Consider the following 18396-nt stretch of genomic DNA (forward strand, 5'->3'; position numbering starts at 1 on the left):
ATGGCAGATTCAAGCTTCGACGTAGTCAGCAAGGTCGACAAGATGGAGGCGGACAACGCCCTCAATCAGGCGCACAAAGAGGTGGAGCAGCGCTACGACTTCAAGAACATCGGCGCTTCCATCGAGTGGAGCGGCGAGAAGGTTCTGATGAAGGCCAACTCCGCCGAGCGCGTGAAGGCGATCCTCGAGGTGTTCGAGGCCAAGCTCATCAAGCGCGGCATCTCGCTGCGCAGCCTCGACGTGGGCGAGCCCTACGCGTCCGGCAAGGAGTACCGACTCGAGGCATCCATGAAGAACGGCATCGAGCAAGAGGCCGCCAAGAAGATCTCGAAGCTCATCCGAGACGAGGCCCCCAAGGGCGTCAAGAGCCAGATCCAGGGCGACGAGCTGCGCGTTTCGTCGAAAAGCCGCGACGACCTGCAGGCCACCATGGCGCTGCTCAAGGGCGCCGATCTCGACGTGGCCCTGCAGTTCATCAACTTCCGCTGATCGGCGGCTAGATGGTGATGGATGCCGGCACGCCGGCCACCGCCCAGCAGCCCGCGGGAGTTCCCGGCGTCGATGTTCCTGACGCTCGGGGTCGCATCGGTCTCGACCAGACGGGCCGCGACCTGAGCGGCAATCCCCGCGTGCGCGTCGCAGACGTGCGCCTGCTCTCGTCGAACTGGCACGTGTTCCGCGCCAACACGCTCGAGTATCAGCGAGCCGACGGTGTGTGGGAGACGCAGTATCGAGAGACCTACGATCGGGGCAACGGAGCGACGATCCTGCTCTACTCCGTCGAGCAGCGCACGGTGCTGCTGACCCGTCAGTTCCGCTACCCGGCCTACGTGAACGGGCATCCAGATGGCAATCTCATCGAGGCGGCCGCGGGCCTGCTCGATGACGACGACCCGCTCACCGCCATCCGGCGCGAGGCGCGCGAAGAGACAGGCCACGAGATCGGCGAGGTGAGCCCGGTCTTCGAGGCGTACATGAGCCCCGGCTCGGTCACCGAGAAGCTCTTCTTCTTCGCCGCGCCCTACTCGCCCGATACCCGAGCGGATGCCGGTGGCGGGCTCGCCGACGAGGGCGAAGAGATCGAGCTGCTCGAGATCGACTTCGACGAGGCGCTCGATCGCATCGGAGTCGACATCATCGACGCGAAGACGATCATGCTGCTGCAGTGGGCCGCACTGCGCGGACCATTCGCACGCTGACGCCGTAACGAATTCAGGAGGGGAGACTCGCCAACGCCACTGTGGCGACGGTGAGCCTCTCCTCCTGAATTGCGTTCGTGCCGACGCCTACTTGGTGGCGGCGGCCAGGGTGTCGACGAGGTTGTCGAGGCCCCACGGCAGTGACAGCGCGGTAGGCGGCGAGACGGCGGAGATGTTCTGCGCCCCCACCAGCTGCGCGGCGTGCCCGGCAGCGACGGCCGGGATCACCGAGGTCTGAGGCGAGCTGGTGAACGTGTCGGCCTCAGGCTGCGTGGTCGCGTAGTTCAGCACGACATCGGCCTGCAGCTTGTCGAGCTGCTCGTAGCTGAGTGTGTAGAAGAACGTGCCGTCGCCATTCGACAGCTCGTCGACCGCTGGTGCGTTCGTGAAGCCGAGGTCGAACATGAAGCCCACGCGAGGATCGTTCTTCTTGTAGACGTAGAACGTGCCCGAGCTGTCGGCCACGGCGGCGAGGGTCTTGCCCTTGAACTCGGGGTGCTCGGATGCCTTCTGCGCGATCTGCGCGTCGATGTCCGAGAGAACCGTCTTGGCCTCGTCGCTCTTGCCGAGGGCGGTGCCCACGGTGGTGACGACGTCGCGCCACGGCGTGCTCCACGCCTGATCGGGGTACGCGACGGTCGGTGCGATCTCCGAGAGCTTCTTGTACTGCTCGTCGGTGATGCCCGAGTAGACGGCCAGAATGACGTCGGGGTCTGCGGCGGCGATCGCCTCGTACGGCGGTTCGTCGGGCGAGTCGGGGAGGATCGTCGGCATGGCGGCGCCATCCTTCTCGATCGCGTCTTTCACCCAGGGCAGCACGCCGTCTTCGTCGCCCGCGTAGGAGTCGAACGGAATGGCCTTGGGGATCACGCCGAGGGCGATGGATGCGTCGGTGCTGCCCCAGCCGAGCGTCACCACGTTCTTCGGGTTGGCCGGCACCGTCGTCTCACCGAACGCGTGCTCGATGGTCGCGCCTCCGGCCGACGCGGAGTCGGTCGAGGAGTCGGAGGCGGCGGTGCTGCAGCCGGCCAGCAGCAGCGCTGCGGTGAGAGTCGTCGCTGCGAGCGCGGCGAGTTTCATTCTTCGGGGCAAGGGGAGATCTCCAATAGTGATGCGAGGGTTCGGGGTTATTAGGTAAGCCTAAGCTGACCTGGCCCCCTCGCGCCACTCACAGCCCCTGGTGAAACCGCCCCATCGGTATGACCATGGGCGAGTGGCTGATCGGGTCGTCGATGATCATGGCCTCGAGCCCGAAAGCGGTGCCCACGGTGTCGACCGAGATCACGTCACCCGGTGCGCCCTCCGCCACGATCGTGCCGGCCGACATCACGACGAGGTGGTCGGCGTAGCGGGCAGCCAGATTGAGGTCGTGCAGCACCATCACCACCGTGGTCCCCCGCTCGCGGTTGAGCTCGTGCAGCAGGTCGAGCACCTCGATCTGGTGAGTCACGTCGAGGAAGGTCGTGGGCTCGTCGAGCAGCAGGATGTCGGTCTGCTGCGCCAAGGCCATGGCGATCCACACCCGCTGCCGCTGACCTCCCGACAGTTCGTCGATGCGCCGGTCGGCCAGATCCACCGTGTCGGTCGATCGCAGCGCCTCGGCGACGGCCGCCGAATCCTCGGCCGTCCACTGCCGGAACAGGCCCTGACGAGGAAACCGTCCGCGACCCACCAGGTCGGCCACGGTGATGCCGTCGGGGGCGATGGGCTGCTGAGGAAGCAGACCGAGCACGGTCGCGAGCTGCTTGCTGGGGTAGCGGTGCACGTCCGTTCCGTCGAGCGTCACGACGCCCGCCTCCGGGCGCAGCAGCCGCGCGAACGAGCGCAGCAGCGTCGACTTGCCGCAGGCGTTCGGGCCCACGATCACGGTCACGCGCCCGTCGGGGATGACGGCGTCGAGGCCCTCGACGACGCGACGCCCGTCGTAGCCGAGAGCAAGACCATCCGCTCGCAATTCATGAGACGTCATGCTGTTCCTCTCGATCGGTTGCTGCAGGCCAGCAGAAGTAGCAGAACCGGGGCGCCCACGATCCCCGTCACGATGCCCACCGGCACCTGGAGATTCGAGACGGCGTGCTGGGCGATCAGATCGGAGCCCGTGACGACGAGCGCCCCGACGAGCGCGCTGACGACGAGGGCGGGCCCGGTTCCGCCGAGGAGCCGACGCGCGATGGGCGCAGACACGAAGGCGACGAACACCACGGGCCCCGCGGCAGCCGTGGCGACAGCCGCCAGCCCCACCGCGATCAGGGTGATGACGAGTCGCGCCGGGGTGACGCGCACGCCGAGACCGGCGGCGGCCTCGTCGCCGAGCTGCAGCATCCGCAGCCGGGGCGACACCGCGGCGAGCGCCACACCGAGCACGACAAGACCGACGGCCGTGCTCGTCAGCTCCTCCGAGGTGACAGTTCCGAGGCTGCCGACCAACCAGACCAGGGCGGACTGAGCGTCGCGCACGTCCGCCCGGGTCAGCATGTACCCGATCACCGCCTGGGCGAGAAAGGCGAGAGCGATGCCGACGAGCACGAACCGAGAGCCGGCCACTCCGTGCCGGGCCGCGAGCACCGTGATGAGCCCCGCCACCAGCACGGCGCCACCGAACGCGGCGAACGAGACGGCAAGGCCGCTCCAGCCGGCCAGCAGGATGGCAGCGACTGCCGCCGCGCTCGCGCCCTGCGAGATGCCGATGATGTCGGGGCTCGCCAACGGGTTGCCGAGCAGACTCTGGAAGACCGCGCCCGACAGCCCGAACGCCGCGCCCACCATGAGCCCGAGGAGGAGCCGTGGCACCCGCAGGCCGAGGATGACGAAGCGGTCGCCACCGCTGCCCCCGCCCAGCAGCGTGGTGAAGACGTCGCCCGGCGCGACAACACGGTCGCCGAGCATCAGCGCGACGACGGCGAGGGCGGCGAGCGCAGCAAGCAGCACGGCGGCGATGACGAAAGTCCGGATGCGCCCGGCCCGGCGCGCGACGGCCACCAGCGCGAGATCGTCGGCCGGCGGGCGGCCGTGATTCAGCACGCTCATCGGGTCACCGCCTTGTTTCCGCGGACGAGGGCGATCAGCACCGGTGCACCGATGAGCGCGACCACGATGCCGGCCTCGACCTCGGAGGGCGGGGAGATGAGGCGTCCGATGGTGTCGGCGATGACGAGCAGCGCGGCCCCGAGAGGCATCGACCAGAGCAGAATCCAGCGATAGTCGGCGCCCACGAAGCGACGCACGATGTGCGGCACGACGAGTCCGACGAAGACGAGCGGCCCCGCCAGCGACGTCGCCGAGCCGCAGAGGAAGATGATGGCGACGCCCGCGACGATGCGGGTGAGTCCCACCCGCTGGCCGAGCCCTCGAGCGACATCGTCTCCGAGCGCGAGCGAGTTGAGGCTGCGCCCGAGCAGCAGCGCGGTCGCCGCCCCCACGACCAGGAACGGCGCCAGGGTGGCGACCGTAGACACGTCTCTGCCCACCAGCGAGCCGACAGACCAGAACCGGTACTGCGCGAGGGTGTCGAGATCGCGCAGCAGGATCAGCGTGATGAATGACGTGAGCACGGCCGTCGTGGCTGCGCCCGCGAGGGTCAGGCTGAGCGGGGATGGGCCCGTGCGGCCCGAGGCCACCGCATACACCAGCGTTGCAGCCAGGGCGGCTCCCCCGAACGAGAACCAGATATAGCCCGACGGAGCGGTGACGCCGAAGAAGGCGATGGCCGTGACGACCGCGAGCGAGGCCCCGGCGTTCACCCCGAGGAGACCGGGGTCGGCGAGCGGGTTTCGCGTCAGGCCCTGCATCAGAGCGCCCGCGAGTCCGAGAGCCGCCCCCGCCACAAGCCCGATGACCGTGCGGGGAACGCGCAGGTCGAGCACCACCATCTGCTCGACCCCCTTCGTGCCGCGCGAAAACACGGCATCGAGCACGGCGGCCACGTCGATCGAACGGCTGCCGAGAAGGAGGCTCGCCCCCACCGCGAGAAGCACCACGACGAGCAGGGCGATGAAACCCAGGATCCTCGTCGCGGGCCGGGTGAAGGTAAGCATTACCTAAGTATGACAGTCGGCCCGAGCCGCTCTCTGAGAACGGGCGGGCGAATCGTCAGTAGGTGACGGTGACTTCGGTTCCCATCGGAGCCCAGTCGAAGACGTTGGCGGCCTTGTCGAGCGGCATGTTGATGCAGCCGTGACTCATGACGTTGCCGAAGTTGTTGTGCCAGTAGGCGCCATGGAGGGCCTCGTCACCGTTGTAGTACATGACGTCGGGAACGTTCTGCGTGTAGTAGTTGGGCGCCTTCGTCAGGTCGGGGTTGCCCATGTTCTGCGAGGTCAGCTTCGCCGTGATCCGGAAGCTGCCCGTGTGGGAGTCGTGCCCGGCAGTACCCGACGAGATCAGGAAGCTGTCGATGACCTGACCGTTCTCGAACAGGTACGTGCGCTGCTCGCTGAGGTTGACGACGATGTTGCGCGACGTCTTGGTGACCTGCGCGGGAGTGACGGTGACGGGCAGTTCGAGCGCGGGCTTGCCCGCGGCCAGCTGTGTCGCGAAGGCCGCAGCCACTCCACTGGTGTCGCCCAGCGCGCGGCCGTCGACGCCCGCGGTGACGGTGTCGAGAGTGGCACCGTCGGTGTCGGTGATCTCCGTACCGTTGACCGCATCACGGTTCACGGCTGCCGGCAGGGTGTCGACGACCTTCTGAATGGCCGCCTTGTCTGCCGTGTAGCTGTAGGTGCCGTCATCGTTCGTCGACAGTGTGATCCACGATGCCACCACGGCTCGATCGACGGGAACGGTGCGCTCCTCGCCCACGTAGAAGCCCGCGGTGTCGAGGATCGTGTTCAGCTGCGTGGCCGTCGCGGTCACGGCCTCGGTCGACGCGGACGCCGGAAGCACCGTGGACTCCGCCGCGACCTCGACGCTGGACTCGCCCGAGACGAGCGCGTTCTGCAGCGCGTCGCGGAACGAATCGAGGTCGACACCGGTTCCGTCGACGGCAGGCGTCACCGTGTAGGTGGCGGTCGCCGCGTCGAACTGGAGGGTCGCGTTCGTCGGCTCGACGAAGAGACTGGGAGCCACCTTCTGCAGCTCGGCCGTGGCCGTCTTCTCGTCGATCTCGACGGTCGGGGCGACAGAGGTCTTCGCGTTCCACGCGGTCACGTTCCAGAACGGACTCTCCGCGTGCGCCTTCTCTGCGAGCGTCTTGGCGTCGACAGACGCCCCGAGGTCACTGCCCGTGAGCTCGGTGGTCGCGCTCTTGGGCGCGCTTACGACGCTGGCCCCGAGTTGTGCTCCGCGAACGATCGGGTCGCCGTCGGCCCCCGTGATGACGATCGAGGTGTTGGCGAGTCGCTGACTCACGGCATCGGATGCGGCGCCGACGGTCATGCCGCCGACATTCACACCGGCCACGGTCGTTCCCGGGGCGATCAAGACGAGCGACGCGGCCACGAGAGCAGCCACGGCAACGACCGCCGGAACGCCGATCCAGAGGCCGAGGTGACGCTTCTTCTTCTTCTTAGTCTCGGGAAGAACCCATCGGGTCGTCTTGGGCGAGGCGGCCGACGCAGGCGTCTGGGCCGTTTCGGGCGCGACAGTAGAGGCCTCGGCCACGCTGGGCGCAGGAGCCAGTTCAGTCACGTCACTACCTCCGCCTCGGAGAACTCACTGACCTCATGCTACGTCACAAGTTCGGCGCGGCCGATAACGATCAGGCGTCAGGCGTTGGAGACCCGGATCATCTCGTCGCGCGGCACGACCTTCTTGCGCAGACGCCCCTCGGCCTCGCCGAGCGCGAGCTCGTGCTGGTCGAGCTGGTGCCAGCCGTCGATGGTCGTGAAATCGATGCCCCGCGAGGTGAGCAGATCGACGATGCTCTGCTCGTCGGGCTGCGACGGCGCCCACCAGCTCGCCTGGTCGTTCACCACGTGCTGGATGGTCTCCATGGCGTCTGACTTGGTGTGACCGATGAGGCCGACCGGCCCACGCTTGATCCACCCCGTGGCGTAGACGCCTGGAATCACGGAGTTGTCGTCTGCGAGCGCCTGCCCCTCGTGATTGGGAATCACGCCGTGACGCTCATCGAACGGGATGTCGGTGAGCGGCGATCCGAAGTACCCCACGGCCCGGTAGATGGCCTGGATCTCGATCTCGCGGATCTCACCCGTGCCCTCGACGCTTCCCGCGCCATCGGGTCGCGTGCGCTCGTAACGGATCGATGCGACCCGGCCATCGGCATCCGATGTGATCTCGAGCGGCTTCGCGTAGAAGTGCAGGTGCAGGCGACGCGAGGCCTCGCCCACGGGGCGCTCGCGCCACTGGTTGAGCACCTTGTTGATGACGAACACCTGCTTGTTGCTGGCGATCGCGGCCTTCGACGCCTCGTCGAGCTCGAAGTCCTCGTCGTAGACGATCATGTCGACATCGCGCATCTCGCCGAGCTCGCGCAGCTCGAGCGGCGTGAACTTCACCTGAGCGGGGCCGCGACGGCCGAAGACGTGCACGTCGGTGACGGGCGACGACTTGAGGATCTCGTAGACGTTGTCGGGGATCTCGGTGGGCAGCAGGTCGTCGGCGTGCTTGGCCAGGATGCGCGACACGTCGAGCGCGACGTTGCCGTTGCCGATCACGGCGACCGACTGGGCCTCGAGCGGCCAGGTGCGCGGAACATCCGGGTGGCCGTCGAACCAGCTCACGAAGTCGGCGGCGCCGTAGGAGCCCTCGAGCTCGATGCCCGGGATCGCGAGCGGAGCGTCGGTGATGGCGCCCGTGGCGAAGATCACGGCGTTGTAGTGCTTCTTGAGGTCGTCGAGGGTCACGTCGACGCCGTAGCGCACGTTGCCGAAGAAGCGGATGTCTCCGCGATCGAGCACCTCGCGCAGAGCGGTGATGATGCCCTTGATGCGCGGGTGATCGGGGGCGACGCCGTAACGCACGAGTCCGTAGGGAGCGGGAAGGTGCTCGAAGAGGTCGATCGAGACGTCGAAGTGACGTTCGGCCTTGATCAGAAGGTCGGCAGCGTAGATGCCGGCAGGGCCGGCTCCGACGATGGCCAGTCGCAACGTGGTCATGGAGGGAGGTGTTTCCTTAATTTGTGCGATCCACCACAGTGTCGGCGAATCGGGTGAGGGTCTTCTTGACGGTTCCGTCTGGAAGAGGAGCGAGGGCATCGACGGCGCCACGGGCCCAGCCGTGCGCCTCGTCGATCGTGGCCTTGGTCACCGGATGCGCGCGCAGCTCGGCGATCACGGCATCGACGGCGGCCTCGTCGACCGGAGCGCCCGGCTTCGCCGTGGCGATCGCGTCGATGCGCTTCAGCAGCGCTGCGGCCTCGGCGTTGCGCTTGGCCCGCTTGCGCAGATAGAGAACGGGCAGGGTGACGACGCCCGCACGCACATCGGTGCCGGCCTTCTTACCCGTGGGCTGGCTCTTCGCGTCGCTCGCGGCGGGCGGCGACATGTCGAGCACGTCGTCGATGAGCTGGAAGGCGACACCGATCTTCTCGCCGAACTCGATCACGGGCTGCTCGTACTCGACGGGAGCGTTCGAGAAGATCACGCCCATCTGAGCGGAGGCGGCGATGAGCGACCCGGTCTTGTCGCTCAGCACCTGCAGGTAGTGCTCGATGGGGTTCTCGTTGTCTTTGGGGCCGATCGTCTCGCGCAGCTGGCCCAGGCACAGGCGCTCGAACGTGTCGGCCTGCAGCTGGATGGCGCGCTCGCCCAGGATGGAGAGCAGCTTCGACGCGCGGGCGAAGAGCAGGTCTCCGACGAGGATCGCGATGGAGTTGCCCCACACGTTCTGGGCCGTCGGCACGCCGCGTCGCACGGGAGCGGAGTCCATGACGTCGTCGTGGTAGAGCGAGGCGAGGTGGGTGAGCTCGATGGATGCCCCGGCCATGATGACCTCGTCGGTCACGCCGTCGCCGAGCTGGGCCGTGAGCATCGCCAGGATGGGTCGCACCCGCTTGCCACCGGCTTCGAGCAGGTAGCGCGCCGCCACGTCGGCGAGCTCGTCGCTGAATTTGACCTCGGCGAACAGCCGCGCCTCGAGGCGCTCGATGCCGTTGTCGACGGCGCGCGCGACCTCGCGGTCGCGACTCGTCGAGAAGAGGCGGTCGTGCAGATTGAGCGACGATGAGAGGCTCTGGGTGCGCCGTGCCTTGCCTGCGGGCACACTTGTGCCGGCAACGGGTGTTTTCGGGGTCACGAGTTCAGCCTACTGACCCGTGCGGGGCTTGATGCCCCGATGCAGGGCGACGATACCGAGGCTGAGGTTCTTGTACGCGACCCTCGAGAACCCGGCCACGCGCATCCATTCGGCCAGGGTCTTCTGGTCGGGCCAGGCCTTGATCGAGTCACCGAGGTAGTCGTAGGCCTCGGCGTTCGACGAGGCGAGCTTCACGAGGGTGGGCATGACCTTGTTGAGGTAGGTGAAGTAGCCGGTGCGCACGAGCTTGGCGGGGGGCTTCGAGAACTCGCAGATGACGATGCGGCCACCGGGCTTGGTGACCCGGTAGAGCTCTGTGAGCGCGACGTGGGGGTCGACGATGTTGCGCAGACCGAACGAGATCGTGACGGCATCGAACTCGTCGTCGGCGAAAGGCAGGTTCATGCCGTCGGCCTGCACGAACTCGACGTTGCGGTTGCCGGCCTGCTGTCGCTTGCCGACCTCGATCATGCCGGGCGAGAAGTCGGCGGCCACGACGTGGGCGCCCTTCGCGGCGAGCGCGGCGCTCGACGTGCCCGTTCCGGCCGCAAGGTCGAGGATGCGGTCGCCGGGTCGAGGGTCGACGGCCCGCACCGTGGCCGCGCGCCACAGCTGGTCGTTGCCCACCGAGAGCACCGCGTTCGTGCGGTCGTAGTGCGTGGAGACCTGGTCGAACATCGCTGAGACCGCTTGGGGCTTTTTAGTAAGGTCTGCCTTATTCACGCTCCCAGTGTAGTTGCGTAGCCCGCATGACGGCTGGGGATAGCGCATCCCGAAAAGTCGACCGCGCGGATCACGGAACGGGTCTGGAGAACAGATTCACGAGGTTGCCGTCTGGATCTCGGAACAAGGTCGAGCGATTGCCCCAGGGCATGGTGGTCGGCACGAGCACGACGTCGTCGAGCGAGTTCTGGAGGCGGTCGAACTCCGCGTCGACGTCGGCGACCATGAACTCGATGATCAGGGAGTCGTTGCTCCCGGGCCTCGGTGCTCTGTCGCCCAGCATGGCCACGGTCGCCGTGCTTGCTACGGCGAGAGTGCCGTTCTCGGTTCGAAACTCGGCGAACACGGGCGCGGGCCTGGCCGGAGCCATGCCCGTGACCGTCTCGTAGAACGCGACGAGACGATCGACATCGTCTGTGATGATGCGGATGGATGCGAGAGTCATTTCTGCCTTTCCGTCGGACCACTCGGCCCGACGCATCCATCGTGACGCGGGGCGACGACACCGTCCTGTCGGTGTTTAGCGATTCTTTTCCGTCGTTGTGATGGTGCGCAGTTCGCCGAATGCGATATCGAGGTCTTCGGCACGAAGGGCACGCCGCTCAGGAATCTCGCCGGTCGGCGCCGCGCTCACGATCCGGTCGCCTCTAAACGCCCGAGTGCCCTGCCGATCACGGCACCAGGCGACGAGGTACCAGTACTGACCGCGCGCGACGAACCCCATCGGCTCGACATCGCGAGTTGTGCGCGCGCCCGCCTTGTCGGCGTACCCGATGCGCAGCACGTGCCCCGTGCGCAGCGCATCCACGAACTCCACGGGGGTCTCGGCCACGGGGCCGTCCGTCAGAAGATGCACTCGCTCTGCCAACTCCACCGTCTTCGCGAGGCGGCGGTCGTTCATGACGGCCACCACCTTGCGGAGCGCCGACGTCGCGGCATCACGGAAGGGGCTCGTCGCGAGCATCTCGAGCGAGATCGTGACCGCGAGGGTCTCGTCGACCGTGAGGCCGAGCGGAGCAAGCGTGTGCGACACATCGAGGCAGTAGCCGCCGGTGCGCCCCGGTTCGGCCCAGATCGGCACCCCGCTCTGCTGCAAGGCCGCCAGGTCTCGCTCGATGGTTCGAGAACTGACCTCGAACCGCTCTGCGAGCCAGCGAGCGCTCCTCGGGCGGGGCGCGACCGTGCGAAGTTCCTCCACAAGTGCATAGAGACGGTCGGTACGGTTCACACCTCGACCCTAGGCGCGGCTAGCGGAACTAGGCTGAACCAGTGAGCGAAACGTCACGAACTCTGCCCCGGCTGGTCGTCGAGACCACCCGCGTCGATGACATCCGACTTCTGGTGCCACTGCTCGACTCGCGGCACCCGCTGCTCTGGATGCGCAAGGGTGAGGGGATGGCCGGCGCGGGTGTTGCGCTGCGACTCGAGTTTTCGGGTGAGAACCGCTTCGTCGATGCGTGCGAGACCTGGCGAGAAGTCGCCCGGCTCGCCCAGGTGACCGATCCGCTGCAGTCGCCCGGCACCGGGCTCGTCGCCTTCGGCGCCTTTGCGTTCTCGGCCACCTCGGCACTCATCTCCACCCTCATCGTTCCCGAGATCGTCATCGGCAAGCGCGCTGGCGTCTACTGGATCACCCGCATCACGGCCGTGTCCGACTCGGGCGCTCCGCTCGCCCCTCCTCTGCCGATGCCCACCACCCGACCGCTCGGCGCCGAGTACCGACTCTCGCTGCTGCCGGGGCAGGTGAAGCCCGACGACTACCGCGCCTCCGTCGAGTCCGCCGTCTCACGCATCGCTGCCGGAGAGCTGAACAAGGTGGTGCTCGCCCGCGACCTCGTGGGGCACCTGCCCGCCGAAGCCGATCTGCGACGCACCCTCACCGACCTCGCCCTGGGCTACCCCGACTGCTGGACCTTCGCGGTCGACGGCCTCATCGGGTCGAGCCCCGAGACTCTCGTGCGTGTCGACCACGGAACGGTCAGCGCCCGAGTGCTCGCCGGCACGATCTCGCGCGGTCGCGACGCCGAGGCCGACCACGACGCCGCCATCTCGCTCGCCACGAGCTCGAAAGACCTCGACGAGCACCGCTTCGCCGTCGCCAGCGTCGTGCAGTCTCTGCAGCCGCACACGCGCACGCTCATCACCTCGGAGATTCCGTTCACCCTCAAGCTGCCCAACCTGTGGCACCTGGCGAGCGACGCCGAAGGCATCCTCTCCGACGGCTCGACCTCGCTCGATCTGATCGCCGCGCTGCACCCGACGGCGGCCGTCGCCGGTGCGCCGACGGCGACCGCGCTGTCTGTCATCGACGAACTCGAGCCGTTCGACCGGGGCCGCTACGCCGGGCCCGTCGGGTGGGTCGGGGCGGATGGCGACGGCGAGTGGGCCGTGGCGTTGCGCTGCGCCCAGATCGCCGAGAACGGCGACATCACGGCCTACGCGGGTGCGGGCATCGTGGCCGGATCCGATCCGGACCGAGAACTCATCGAGACGAAGATGAAGTTCCGGCCCATCGTCGAGGCGTTCGGCTAGGAGCGTGCGTCGTGCCGCCGTCTTCGTTCTCTGAGCGCGAGGCGCTGGCGCGTGTCGCCTTCGGACGCACGGCATCGAGCGAAGACGAGTCCCGCGCCGCCGAGGCGGCACGCAGGCTGCGCGAGCTCGATCTCCTCGAGGCTGCCGAGCGGCAGGCTCTGGAACGGGCCGCCCTCGATGCGGCGGATGCCCGCGAGCGCCGAGCCCATCGCATCCGGTCTCGCAGTATTCGGGTGCTGGTCGCACTCGCCGTCATGGGCGTGATCGCGCTGGGCGCCGCGTTGCTGCTCGCGCCACCCCTGCGGTCGAGCACGCCGCTCGATGCCGGCGCGGCCACGGGGCCGGCGGGCTCGTGGTTCGACGAGACGCAGACCGACCGCGATCGGGTGGACTCGTACCTGCCGTCGTATGTCGATGGGTCGACCACCCGGCTCGTCTCGACGGCGATGCCGGGATGGAAGGTCTACGTGGCGAAGGGCGACAATGCCGATCTCTGCCTGGTCGTGCACGAGTCCGGCACGACCAAAGCCGTCGCCGAGTGCGTCACCCCCGAGGTCTTCGCGGAGTCGGGTGCGGTCATCTCCAGCGTGGGATCGACCTCGATAAGTGCGTTCTGGGACGGCGCCGACGTGCACGTCGGCCAGAACGGATCGAGCGTCGGGCAGGGCGAGCCTTAGCTGGCAGCCAGCCGCGCCTTCTCGACCTCGATGTCGTAGTCGGCCGGAGGCCAGCCCTGGCCGAACGCCGACATCGTCTCGATGAGAATCTGCTGCACCGCGGCCCTGGCGTACCACTTGTGATTGGCGGGTACGACGAACCAGGGGGCGATCTCGGTCGACGTGTTCTGGATCGCCAGCTGGTACGCCTCTTGATAGGCGGGCCAGAGCAGGCGCTCGTCGACGTCTCCCGGGTTGTACTTCCAGTACTTGTCTTCGCGCTCGAGCCTCGCGCCCAGTCGCTCCTTCTGCTCGTCGGAGCTGATGTGCAGCATGACCTTGACGATGCTGGTGCCCGACTCGGTGACCTGACGCTCGAACTCGTTGATGAGCTCGTAGCGGTGCTCGATCACATCGGGGGTGGCGAGATTGCGCACCCGCGCGATGAGCACGTCTTCGTAGTGAGAACGGTCGAACACACCGATTTGCCCGGCCTTCGGCAGTGCATTGCGGATGCGCCAGAGAAAGTCGTGGCTGAGTTCTTCGGGCGTCGGCTTCTTGAACGAGGTGTGCGACACACCCTCGGGGTCGACCGTGCCGATCACGTGACTGACGATGCCGCCCTTGCCCGCGGAATCCATTGCCTGGAGAACCAGCAAGACGCTGCGGTTGTCACCCGACAGGCTGTTGGCGTGCAGCCTGATCTGCAGATCGTCGAGAGTGGGTGCTCCGGCGGCCAGGGCCTTCTCACCCTCTTTCTTCGACGCGGTCACGCCCGGGGTGCTGGCCGGATCGACGTCGGCGAGCACGAAGCCCGCGCGCGCCGCGAGAAGATCGCGGGCGCTGCCCGAGAAGAAGGTGTCGTCGTTCTTGGCCATGGTCGTTCCCTTACTGTTTGCGAGTGAAGACGTAGTGCACCACGCCCGACGGCGAGGCCGTCGTCTCGACGTCGAAGCGATCCTCGAGGTGCTCGAGGCCGTCCCACAGTCGAACGCCCCGGCCGAGCACGATGGGCACGACGACGATGTGCAGGAGATCCACGAGGTCGGCTTCGAGGAACTCGCGCACGATCGTGGGTCCGCCACCCAGGCGCACGTCGAGACCGCCGGCCACCTCCGTCGCGAGTTCGAGGGCGTCACGGGGCGAGGCATCGCGGAACAGGAACGTCGTCTCGCCGACGGAGATGTCGGGGCGCGCGTGATGCGTGAGCACGACGACCGGCGAGTGGAACGGTGGCTCCTCGCCCCACCAGCCGCGCCACGACTCGTCCTCCCACGGTCCTTCCTGCGGCCCGAACTTGCCGCGGCCCATGATCTCGGCGCCGATACCCACGTGGGTGGCGGCCGCGAACGCGTCGTCGACACCCCGAGTGCCGGCGCCGACCGCTTCGTCGCCGTGGCCCGTCTTGCTCACGAAGGTGTGCGTCGGCATGAACCACTGCATGAGCCGATGCCCGGCATGACCGAACGGAGCCTCGAACGTTCGACTCTCGCCCGTGGCGAAGCCGTCGATCGAGACGGCGAGATTGTGCACCCGGAGTTTCGTCACGAGGGCAATCTAGCAATCCCGCGAGCTGTTTAGGCGGTTTCGCCGTTTCGGCCGCCGTGCTGAACGCGCTGAGGGTACGGGCCATCAGAGATGGCGTACCTCATTGCCGTGAACTGGGAACGCTCGGGATCGACGATCTCCTCGAACCCGGCTCGCCGGTAGGCCTTCACGGCCGGTTCGTTGTCTGAAACGACGGCCAAGCGAACGTCACTCGCGCCGAGGGCACGAGCCTTCTCGATCGCCGCCTGGGTGAGAGCGCGTCCCAGGCCCCGGCCCCGATACCGGGGATCGATGATCACCCGTCCCAATCGCGCAGAATCGTCTTGCATCGTGAGGTCGAAATGTCCCCATGCGGCCGGGTGTTCGTCGTCCCCGACCATCCAGGCACTGAAACCGGATCGCTGAGCGATCTCCGCGAATTGCGCCGCCGACGGCGGCCAGACGAGGCTCGGACCGGCGAACAGATACAGAGCGTCGGCGTCGGGCACCCACCCCAGAACGCGTTCATAGTCATCAGCATTCGCACGACGGGTCACGACCATCCCCCAACACTAAGCGGAGTGCGACGGGTCAGTCTTCGTTGGCGTCGCCGAACGGAACCTCGACGATGCTCAGCGGCCCTTCCGGGCTGGTGAGCGCGCGATCGAGCTCGGCACGCGTAGAGACCCTCGTGTAGCTCCAGCCGTATGCCGCGGCGAGCTGCTCGACCGAGACCGACTGGGGCGTGCGCATCACGCGGGCAAAGGCATCCGGGTCTGCCGTCGCCGCGACCTCGAGGGAGTCAAAGATCGTGCCACCCCCGTCGTTCGCGACGATGAGCTGAACCCTCGGGCGTCTCTCGCCGTCGCCGATCAGCAGGCCGCCCACGTCGTGCAGCAGTGTGAGATCGCCGAGCAGTACGCGGGTGATTCCGCCCTTCGCATCGGTCTGGCTGGCGAGCGCCACCCCGACGGCGGTCGACACCGTTCCGTCGATGCCGGCCAGGCCACGATTGGCGTGCACCGTGATCTTCTTGCCAGGCACGATCTTGTCGACCTCGCGGATCAGTCGCGATGCACCGAGCACGAGCCTGTCGTGCGGCCACGTCGCTCGCCACACAGAGAGCGCGAGGATCGGCCTCGAGATCGACGCGCGAGCGGCGGCGAGCTCGGCCTTCGCGTACTCACGACGACGACCGAGATCACCCGAGCGCGGAGCTTCGACGTCGGGGGCGGGCAGCTCCGGGTCGTCTAGTTCGAGCTGGTGTCTGCTCGCCATCACCCAGCGACCGAGCCAGGCACGGGCATCCGGTTCTCGACTCGCGGCGATGGCCTCGGCACTCGCCTCGACCCGGTCCACCAGCATCCGGCCGTCGTGACCGGGCGTGATGCGCTCGCCGCCCGATGCCACGACCACGATCTGCACGTCTTCTCGCGCGAGCAGGGCGGGCACCTCGCGGCTGAGAGTCGGATGGCCGAAGACGATCACGCGTTCGACATGCGCGGCCAGCTCGCTCGAGAGCAGGGAGCGATAGGCGACGATCAGGTTCGGTCCGAAGCGCGCGCCGCTCGAGACCTCGGCGATCAGTGGCCAGCCACCCGCATGGGCGAGTTCTTCGGCCTCGGCGCCCGCGCCGTCGCCCGCGACGACGATGGTGCGCGGTCCGGGCTCCAGCGCGTGGGCGGGTGCCGGATGCGACGGGCCCGGGTCACCGAGATCCGGCACCTCGATCTCGGGGAATGCACCCGAGAGAGGCTCGCGGAACTGCAGGTTGAGGTGCACGGGGCCGGGCATGCCCGCTCCGCCGAGCGCGGCATCCATCGACCGGGCCGCGAGTGCCGCCGCGTCGGGCGTCAGCCCGAGCACCTCGTCGACCGGCTCGTCTGCGGCAGCGGATGGCGGCTCCACGTCGAGCTCGAGCCTCACGAACGCGGCGAAGATGCCGGGCTGCCAGGTGGTCTGGTTCGCCCCTGTGCCTCGCAACGGAGCGGGCCTGTCGGCAGAGATCACGATGAGGGGCACGCCGCTGTGGTGCGCCTCCATAACAGCGGGAACGAGGTTGCCGACGGCCGTGCCCGACGTCGTGACGACGGCTACGGGCAGCCCGGTCTCGCGGGCGATGCCGAGGGCGGTGAAGGCTGCCGAGCGCTCATCGATGCGAACGGTGAGAGTCAGGATGCCGCGGTGATCGAGTTCAGCGGCCGCCAGAGCGAGGGCCTGAGAACGCGACCCCGGCGTGAGCACGACATGGCGAAGCCCCCTGGCCGCAAGGTGCGTGAGGAGGGCGACGGAGAAGTCCGTTGCCGGACTCACTAGGCCGGGCCGGGCTTTCCTCTGCGCCCCGACGTCGGGTCGTCCGTCGGGTTGTCGCCCGCCTGCTCTGCGAGACGCTTCTCGAGGTCGCGGATCTGTTCGTCGGTGCGAGCGTCTGCTGCCGGGTCGCGCGGCGTCGTGTAGCCGAGCTTACCGAGGAAGTCGGGGTCGTCGTCAGGGCCCAGCGTTCGGTAGACAGCCGACTTCTGCTCTCGACCGCGGCCGATGACGAACCAGAGAACACCACCGATGATCGGGATCACGATGATGATGAGCAGCCATGCCCATTTGGGAAGACCTCGAATGAGGCGGACAGGCCGAAGGGCGGCGTCGACGATCGAATAGATCATGAACGTCACGGCGACGATACCGAGGACGAACAGCAAGCGGGCCATGCGTCAATGATAGGCGCGGTAACCGTACGTTTGCCCGGGGGTTGCCAGAGGAGCAGCGCATACACTGAGTGCCGTGAATCCTCGACGCACCTGGCTGCTCTTCTCGCTCATCCGCATCGGGCTGTTCGCCGTCATCCTCGCGCTTCTGCTGCTTCTCTTGTCGCCTGGCGGTGTGCCCGCGTGGATCTCAGCACTGCTCGCCGCGGTCATCTCGCTCTGCATCTCGTTCATCTTCCTGCGCAAACCTCGCGAGGAAGCGGCGCGGAGCCTCTACGAGGCGCGCGCCAGCACCAAGCGCTCCCAGTCGTCTGCGGCGGGCGACGATGAAGACGTCGAAGACGCAGCCGTCGACGGGACGGCCGGCGACGGCCGGGCCGGCGACAAGCAGGCGTAGCCCCCTCGGCTGCGAGGCTGAAGGCCTCTGCTTATTTGGCCTGGCGCTTCAGCGCCTTCTCGAGGTCGCTGGCGACACCCTTCCAGCGCCCGAGCATCATCTTGCGCTCGTCGCGACTCGTGAGCTTCTGCTGGTGGAACGAGATGGTCGTCGCGCCATCGGCTTCTTTGAGGCTCAACTGCAGAGTGGAATCGTGATTCCATTCGCCCGGTCGCCAGCTCACGCGCAGGTCCACTCCGGGCTGCACGCTGAGAACCCGGCCGGTGATGTCATCGTCGGTCTCGTAGGCAGCACCCTTGACCAGCGGGAGCTTCGTGGTCTTGCCCAGCCAGAGCGGCAGGCCCTCGCCCACGAGGAACGCCCAGACGGCCTTGCGGCTGCCCAGAACCGTCTGTCGAACGCCGACATCCCAGCCTGCAGAAGTGTTCGGTCGCGAGTAGTCAGCCATCCCTCGACTCTAGGCG

The 18396-nt window shown here is 67.5% G+C and carries 21 protein-coding genes; 5 read left to right on the forward strand and 16 right to left on the reverse strand.

Going from position 1 to position 18396, the window contains the following annotated elements; genetic code table 11:
- Positions 1-489: a YajQ family cyclic di-GMP-binding protein gene (locus tag ASE64_RS04450; protein WP_055776386.1), complete on the forward strand. Its 489-nt coding sequence runs from the start codon at positions 1-3 to the stop codon at positions 487-489.
- 11 nt (positions 490-500) lie between these two features.
- Positions 501-1199 carry an NUDIX domain-containing protein gene (locus tag ASE64_RS04455; protein ID WP_235480489.1) on the forward strand — a complete coding sequence of 233 codons (699 nt, stop codon included), beginning with the start codon at positions 501-503 and terminating at the stop codon, positions 1197-1199.
- Between the two features lie 87 nt (positions 1200-1286).
- On the opposite strand, the gene ASE64_RS04460 is transcribed toward ASE64_RS04455, so the two are convergent.
- The 10 genes from ASE64_RS04460 to ASE64_RS04505 all read right to left on the reverse strand — a co-directional run bounded on the left by ASE64_RS04460 (position 1287) and on the right by ASE64_RS04505 (position 11343).
- Positions 1287-2279 carry an iron-siderophore ABC transporter substrate-binding protein gene (locus tag ASE64_RS04460; RefSeq protein ID WP_055776393.1) on the reverse strand — a complete coding sequence of 331 codons (993 nt, stop codon included), beginning with the start codon at positions 2277-2279 and terminating at the stop codon, positions 1287-1289.
- Between the two features lie 88 nt (positions 2280-2367).
- Entirely contained in the window at positions 2368-3168 is an 801-nt protein-coding gene (locus ASE64_RS04465) for an ABC transporter ATP-binding protein (protein WP_055776396.1), read from the reverse strand.
- The gene (locus ASE64_RS04470; RefSeq protein WP_055776398.1) at positions 3165-4226 is read right to left on the reverse strand and encodes a FecCD family ABC transporter permease; all 1062 of its coding nucleotides are present in this window, start codon (positions 4224-4226) and stop codon (positions 3165-3167) included. The genes ASE64_RS04465 and ASE64_RS04470 overlap by 4 nt, the downstream gene beginning before the upstream one ends.
- Positions 4223-5233 carry a FecCD family ABC transporter permease gene (locus ASE64_RS04475; RefSeq protein WP_055776400.1) on the reverse strand — a complete coding sequence of 337 codons (1011 nt, stop codon included), beginning with the start codon at positions 5231-5233 and terminating at the stop codon, positions 4223-4225. Before ASE64_RS04475 ends, ASE64_RS04470 begins: the two co-directional genes overlap by 4 nt.
- Positions 5234-5288: 55 nt before the next feature.
- On the reverse strand, positions 5289-6824 hold the full coding sequence (locus ASE64_RS04480; protein WP_156351639.1) for a L,D-transpeptidase family protein: 1536 nt from the start codon (positions 6822-6824) through the stop codon (positions 5289-5291).
- Positions 6825-6901: 77 nt separating this feature from the next.
- Positions 6902-8254 carry an FAD-dependent oxidoreductase gene (locus ASE64_RS04485; RefSeq protein ID WP_055776406.1) on the reverse strand — a complete coding sequence of 451 codons (1353 nt, stop codon included), beginning with the start codon at positions 8252-8254 and terminating at the stop codon, positions 6902-6904.
- Positions 8255-8270: 16 nt separating this feature from the next.
- Positions 8271-9392, reverse strand: a complete 1122-nt coding sequence (locus ASE64_RS04490) for a polyprenyl synthetase family protein (protein ID WP_082465885.1) — start codon at positions 9390-9392, stop codon at positions 8271-8273.
- Between the two features lie 9 nt (positions 9393-9401).
- Positions 9402-10115, reverse strand: a complete 714-nt coding sequence (locus ASE64_RS04495; protein ID WP_235480490.1) for a demethylmenaquinone methyltransferase — start codon at positions 10113-10115, stop codon at positions 9402-9404.
- A 70-nt stretch (positions 10116-10185) separates the two neighbouring features.
- Entirely contained in the window at positions 10186-10560 is a 375-nt protein-coding gene (locus tag ASE64_RS04500; RefSeq protein ID WP_055777466.1) for a VOC family protein, read from the reverse strand.
- Between the two features lie 75 nt (positions 10561-10635).
- On the reverse strand, positions 10636-11343 hold the full coding sequence (locus ASE64_RS04505; protein ID WP_055776414.1) for a helix-turn-helix transcriptional regulator: 708 nt from the start codon (positions 11341-11343) through the stop codon (positions 10636-10638).
- A gap of 41 nt (positions 11344-11384) precedes the next feature.
- Here ASE64_RS04505 and ASE64_RS04510 point away from each other — a divergent pair, with 41 nt between their 5' ends.
- Together ASE64_RS04510 and ASE64_RS04515 are read left to right on the forward strand one after the other, a co-directional pair.
- Positions 11385-12647, forward strand: coding sequence for an isochorismate synthase (locus tag ASE64_RS04510; protein ID WP_055776417.1), 1263 nt, complete (start codon positions 11385-11387; stop codon positions 12645-12647).
- An 11-nt stretch (positions 12648-12658) separates the two neighbouring features.
- On the forward strand, positions 12659-13324 hold the full coding sequence (locus ASE64_RS04515) for a hypothetical protein (RefSeq protein WP_055776420.1): 666 nt from the start codon (positions 12659-12661) through the stop codon (positions 13322-13324).
- Here ASE64_RS04515 and ASE64_RS04520 read toward each other — a convergent pair.
- Genes ASE64_RS04520 through ASE64_RS04540 form a run of 5 tightly spaced genes read right to left on the reverse strand, consistent with a single transcriptional unit; the run spans position 13321 to position 17538 of the window.
- A complete protein-coding gene (locus ASE64_RS04520) occupies positions 13321-14181 on the reverse strand; it encodes a PPK2 family polyphosphate kinase (RefSeq protein WP_055776423.1) in 861 nt (286 codons plus the stop codon). The two genes, ASE64_RS04515 and ASE64_RS04520, sit on opposite strands and share 4 nt — an antisense overlap.
- A 10-nt stretch (positions 14182-14191) precedes the next feature.
- Positions 14192-14851, reverse strand: a complete 660-nt coding sequence (locus ASE64_RS04525; RefSeq protein WP_055776424.1) for a dihydrofolate reductase family protein — start codon at positions 14849-14851, stop codon at positions 14192-14194.
- 29 nt (positions 14852-14880) lie between these two features.
- The gene (locus tag ASE64_RS04530; protein ID WP_055776427.1) at positions 14881-15393 is read right to left on the reverse strand and encodes a GNAT family N-acetyltransferase; all 513 of its coding nucleotides are present in this window, start codon (positions 15391-15393) and stop codon (positions 14881-14883) included.
- Between the two features lie 28 nt (positions 15394-15421).
- Positions 15422-17143 (reverse strand): 2-succinyl-5-enolpyruvyl-6-hydroxy-3-cyclohexene-1-carboxylic-acid synthase, encoded by a 1722-nt coding sequence (gene menD / locus ASE64_RS04535; RefSeq protein WP_055776431.1) that lies wholly within the window; start codon positions 17141-17143, stop codon positions 15422-15424.
- Positions 17143-17538 carry a PLDc N-terminal domain-containing protein gene (locus ASE64_RS04540; protein WP_055776434.1) on the reverse strand — a complete coding sequence of 132 codons (396 nt, stop codon included), beginning with the start codon at positions 17536-17538 and terminating at the stop codon, positions 17143-17145. The genes menD and ASE64_RS04540 overlap by 1 nt, the downstream gene beginning before the upstream one ends.
- Positions 17539-17611: 73 nt before the next feature.
- Between ASE64_RS04540 and ASE64_RS04545 the strand changes: the two genes are divergently transcribed.
- On the forward strand, positions 17612-17932 hold the full coding sequence (locus tag ASE64_RS04545; protein WP_055776437.1) for a DUF4229 domain-containing protein: 321 nt from the start codon (positions 17612-17614) through the stop codon (positions 17930-17932).
- A 31-nt stretch (positions 17933-17963) separates the two neighbouring features.
- Here ASE64_RS04545 and ASE64_RS04550 read toward each other — a convergent pair whose 3' ends face one another.
- Positions 17964-18380 (reverse strand): SRPBCC domain-containing protein, encoded by a 417-nt coding sequence (locus tag ASE64_RS04550; RefSeq protein ID WP_055776440.1) that lies wholly within the window; start codon positions 18378-18380, stop codon positions 17964-17966.
- Positions 18381-18396: the final 16 nt, after the last annotated feature.

Source organism: Agreia sp. Leaf210, assembly GCF_001421485.1.
Taxonomy (GTDB): Bacteria; Actinomycetota; Actinomycetes; order Actinomycetales; family Microbacteriaceae; genus Agreia.

Excerpts from the sequence above, each read along its gene's own strand:
- ASE64_RS04450 (WP_055776386.1), top strand. The coding sequence starts at position 1 with ATGGCAGATTCAAGCTTCGACGTAGTCAGCAAGGTCGACAAGATGGAG.
- ASE64_RS04455 (WP_235480489.1), top strand. The coding sequence starts at position 501 with ATGGTGATGGATGCCGGCACGCCGGCCACCGCCCAGCAGCCCGCGGGA.
- ASE64_RS04460 (WP_055776393.1), bottom strand. The coding sequence starts at position 2,279 with ATGAAACTCGCCGCGCTCGCAGCGACGACTCTCACCGCAGCGCTGCTG.
- ASE64_RS04465 (WP_055776396.1), bottom strand. The coding sequence starts at position 3,168 with ATGACGTCTCATGAATTGCGAGCGGATGGTCTTGCTCTCGGCTACGAC.
- ASE64_RS04470 (WP_055776398.1), bottom strand. The coding sequence starts at position 4,226 with ATGAGCGTGCTGAATCACGGCCGCCCGCCGGCCGACGATCTCGCGCTG.
- ASE64_RS04475 (WP_055776400.1), bottom strand. The coding sequence starts at position 5,233 with ATGCTTACCTTCACCCGGCCCGCGACGAGGATCCTGGGTTTCATCGCC.
- ASE64_RS04485 (WP_055776406.1), bottom strand. The coding sequence starts at position 8,254 with ATGACCACGTTGCGACTGGCCATCGTCGGAGCCGGCCCTGCCGGCATC.
- ASE64_RS04500 (WP_055777466.1), bottom strand. The coding sequence starts at position 10,560 with ATGACTCTCGCATCCATCCGCATCATCACAGACGATGTCGATCGTCTC.
- ASE64_RS04520 (WP_055776423.1), bottom strand. The coding sequence starts at position 14,181 with ATGGCCAAGAACGACGACACCTTCTTCTCGGGCAGCGCCCGCGATCTT.
- ASE64_RS04530 (WP_055776427.1), bottom strand. The coding sequence starts at position 15,393 with ATGGTCGTGACCCGTCGTGCGAATGCTGATGACTATGAACGCGTTCTG.
- ASE64_RS04540 (WP_055776434.1), bottom strand. The coding sequence starts at position 17,538 with ATGGCCCGCTTGCTGTTCGTCCTCGGTATCGTCGCCGTGACGTTCATG.
- ASE64_RS04550 (WP_055776440.1), bottom strand. The coding sequence starts at position 18,380 with ATGGCTGACTACTCGCGACCGAACACTTCTGCAGGCTGGGATGTCGGC.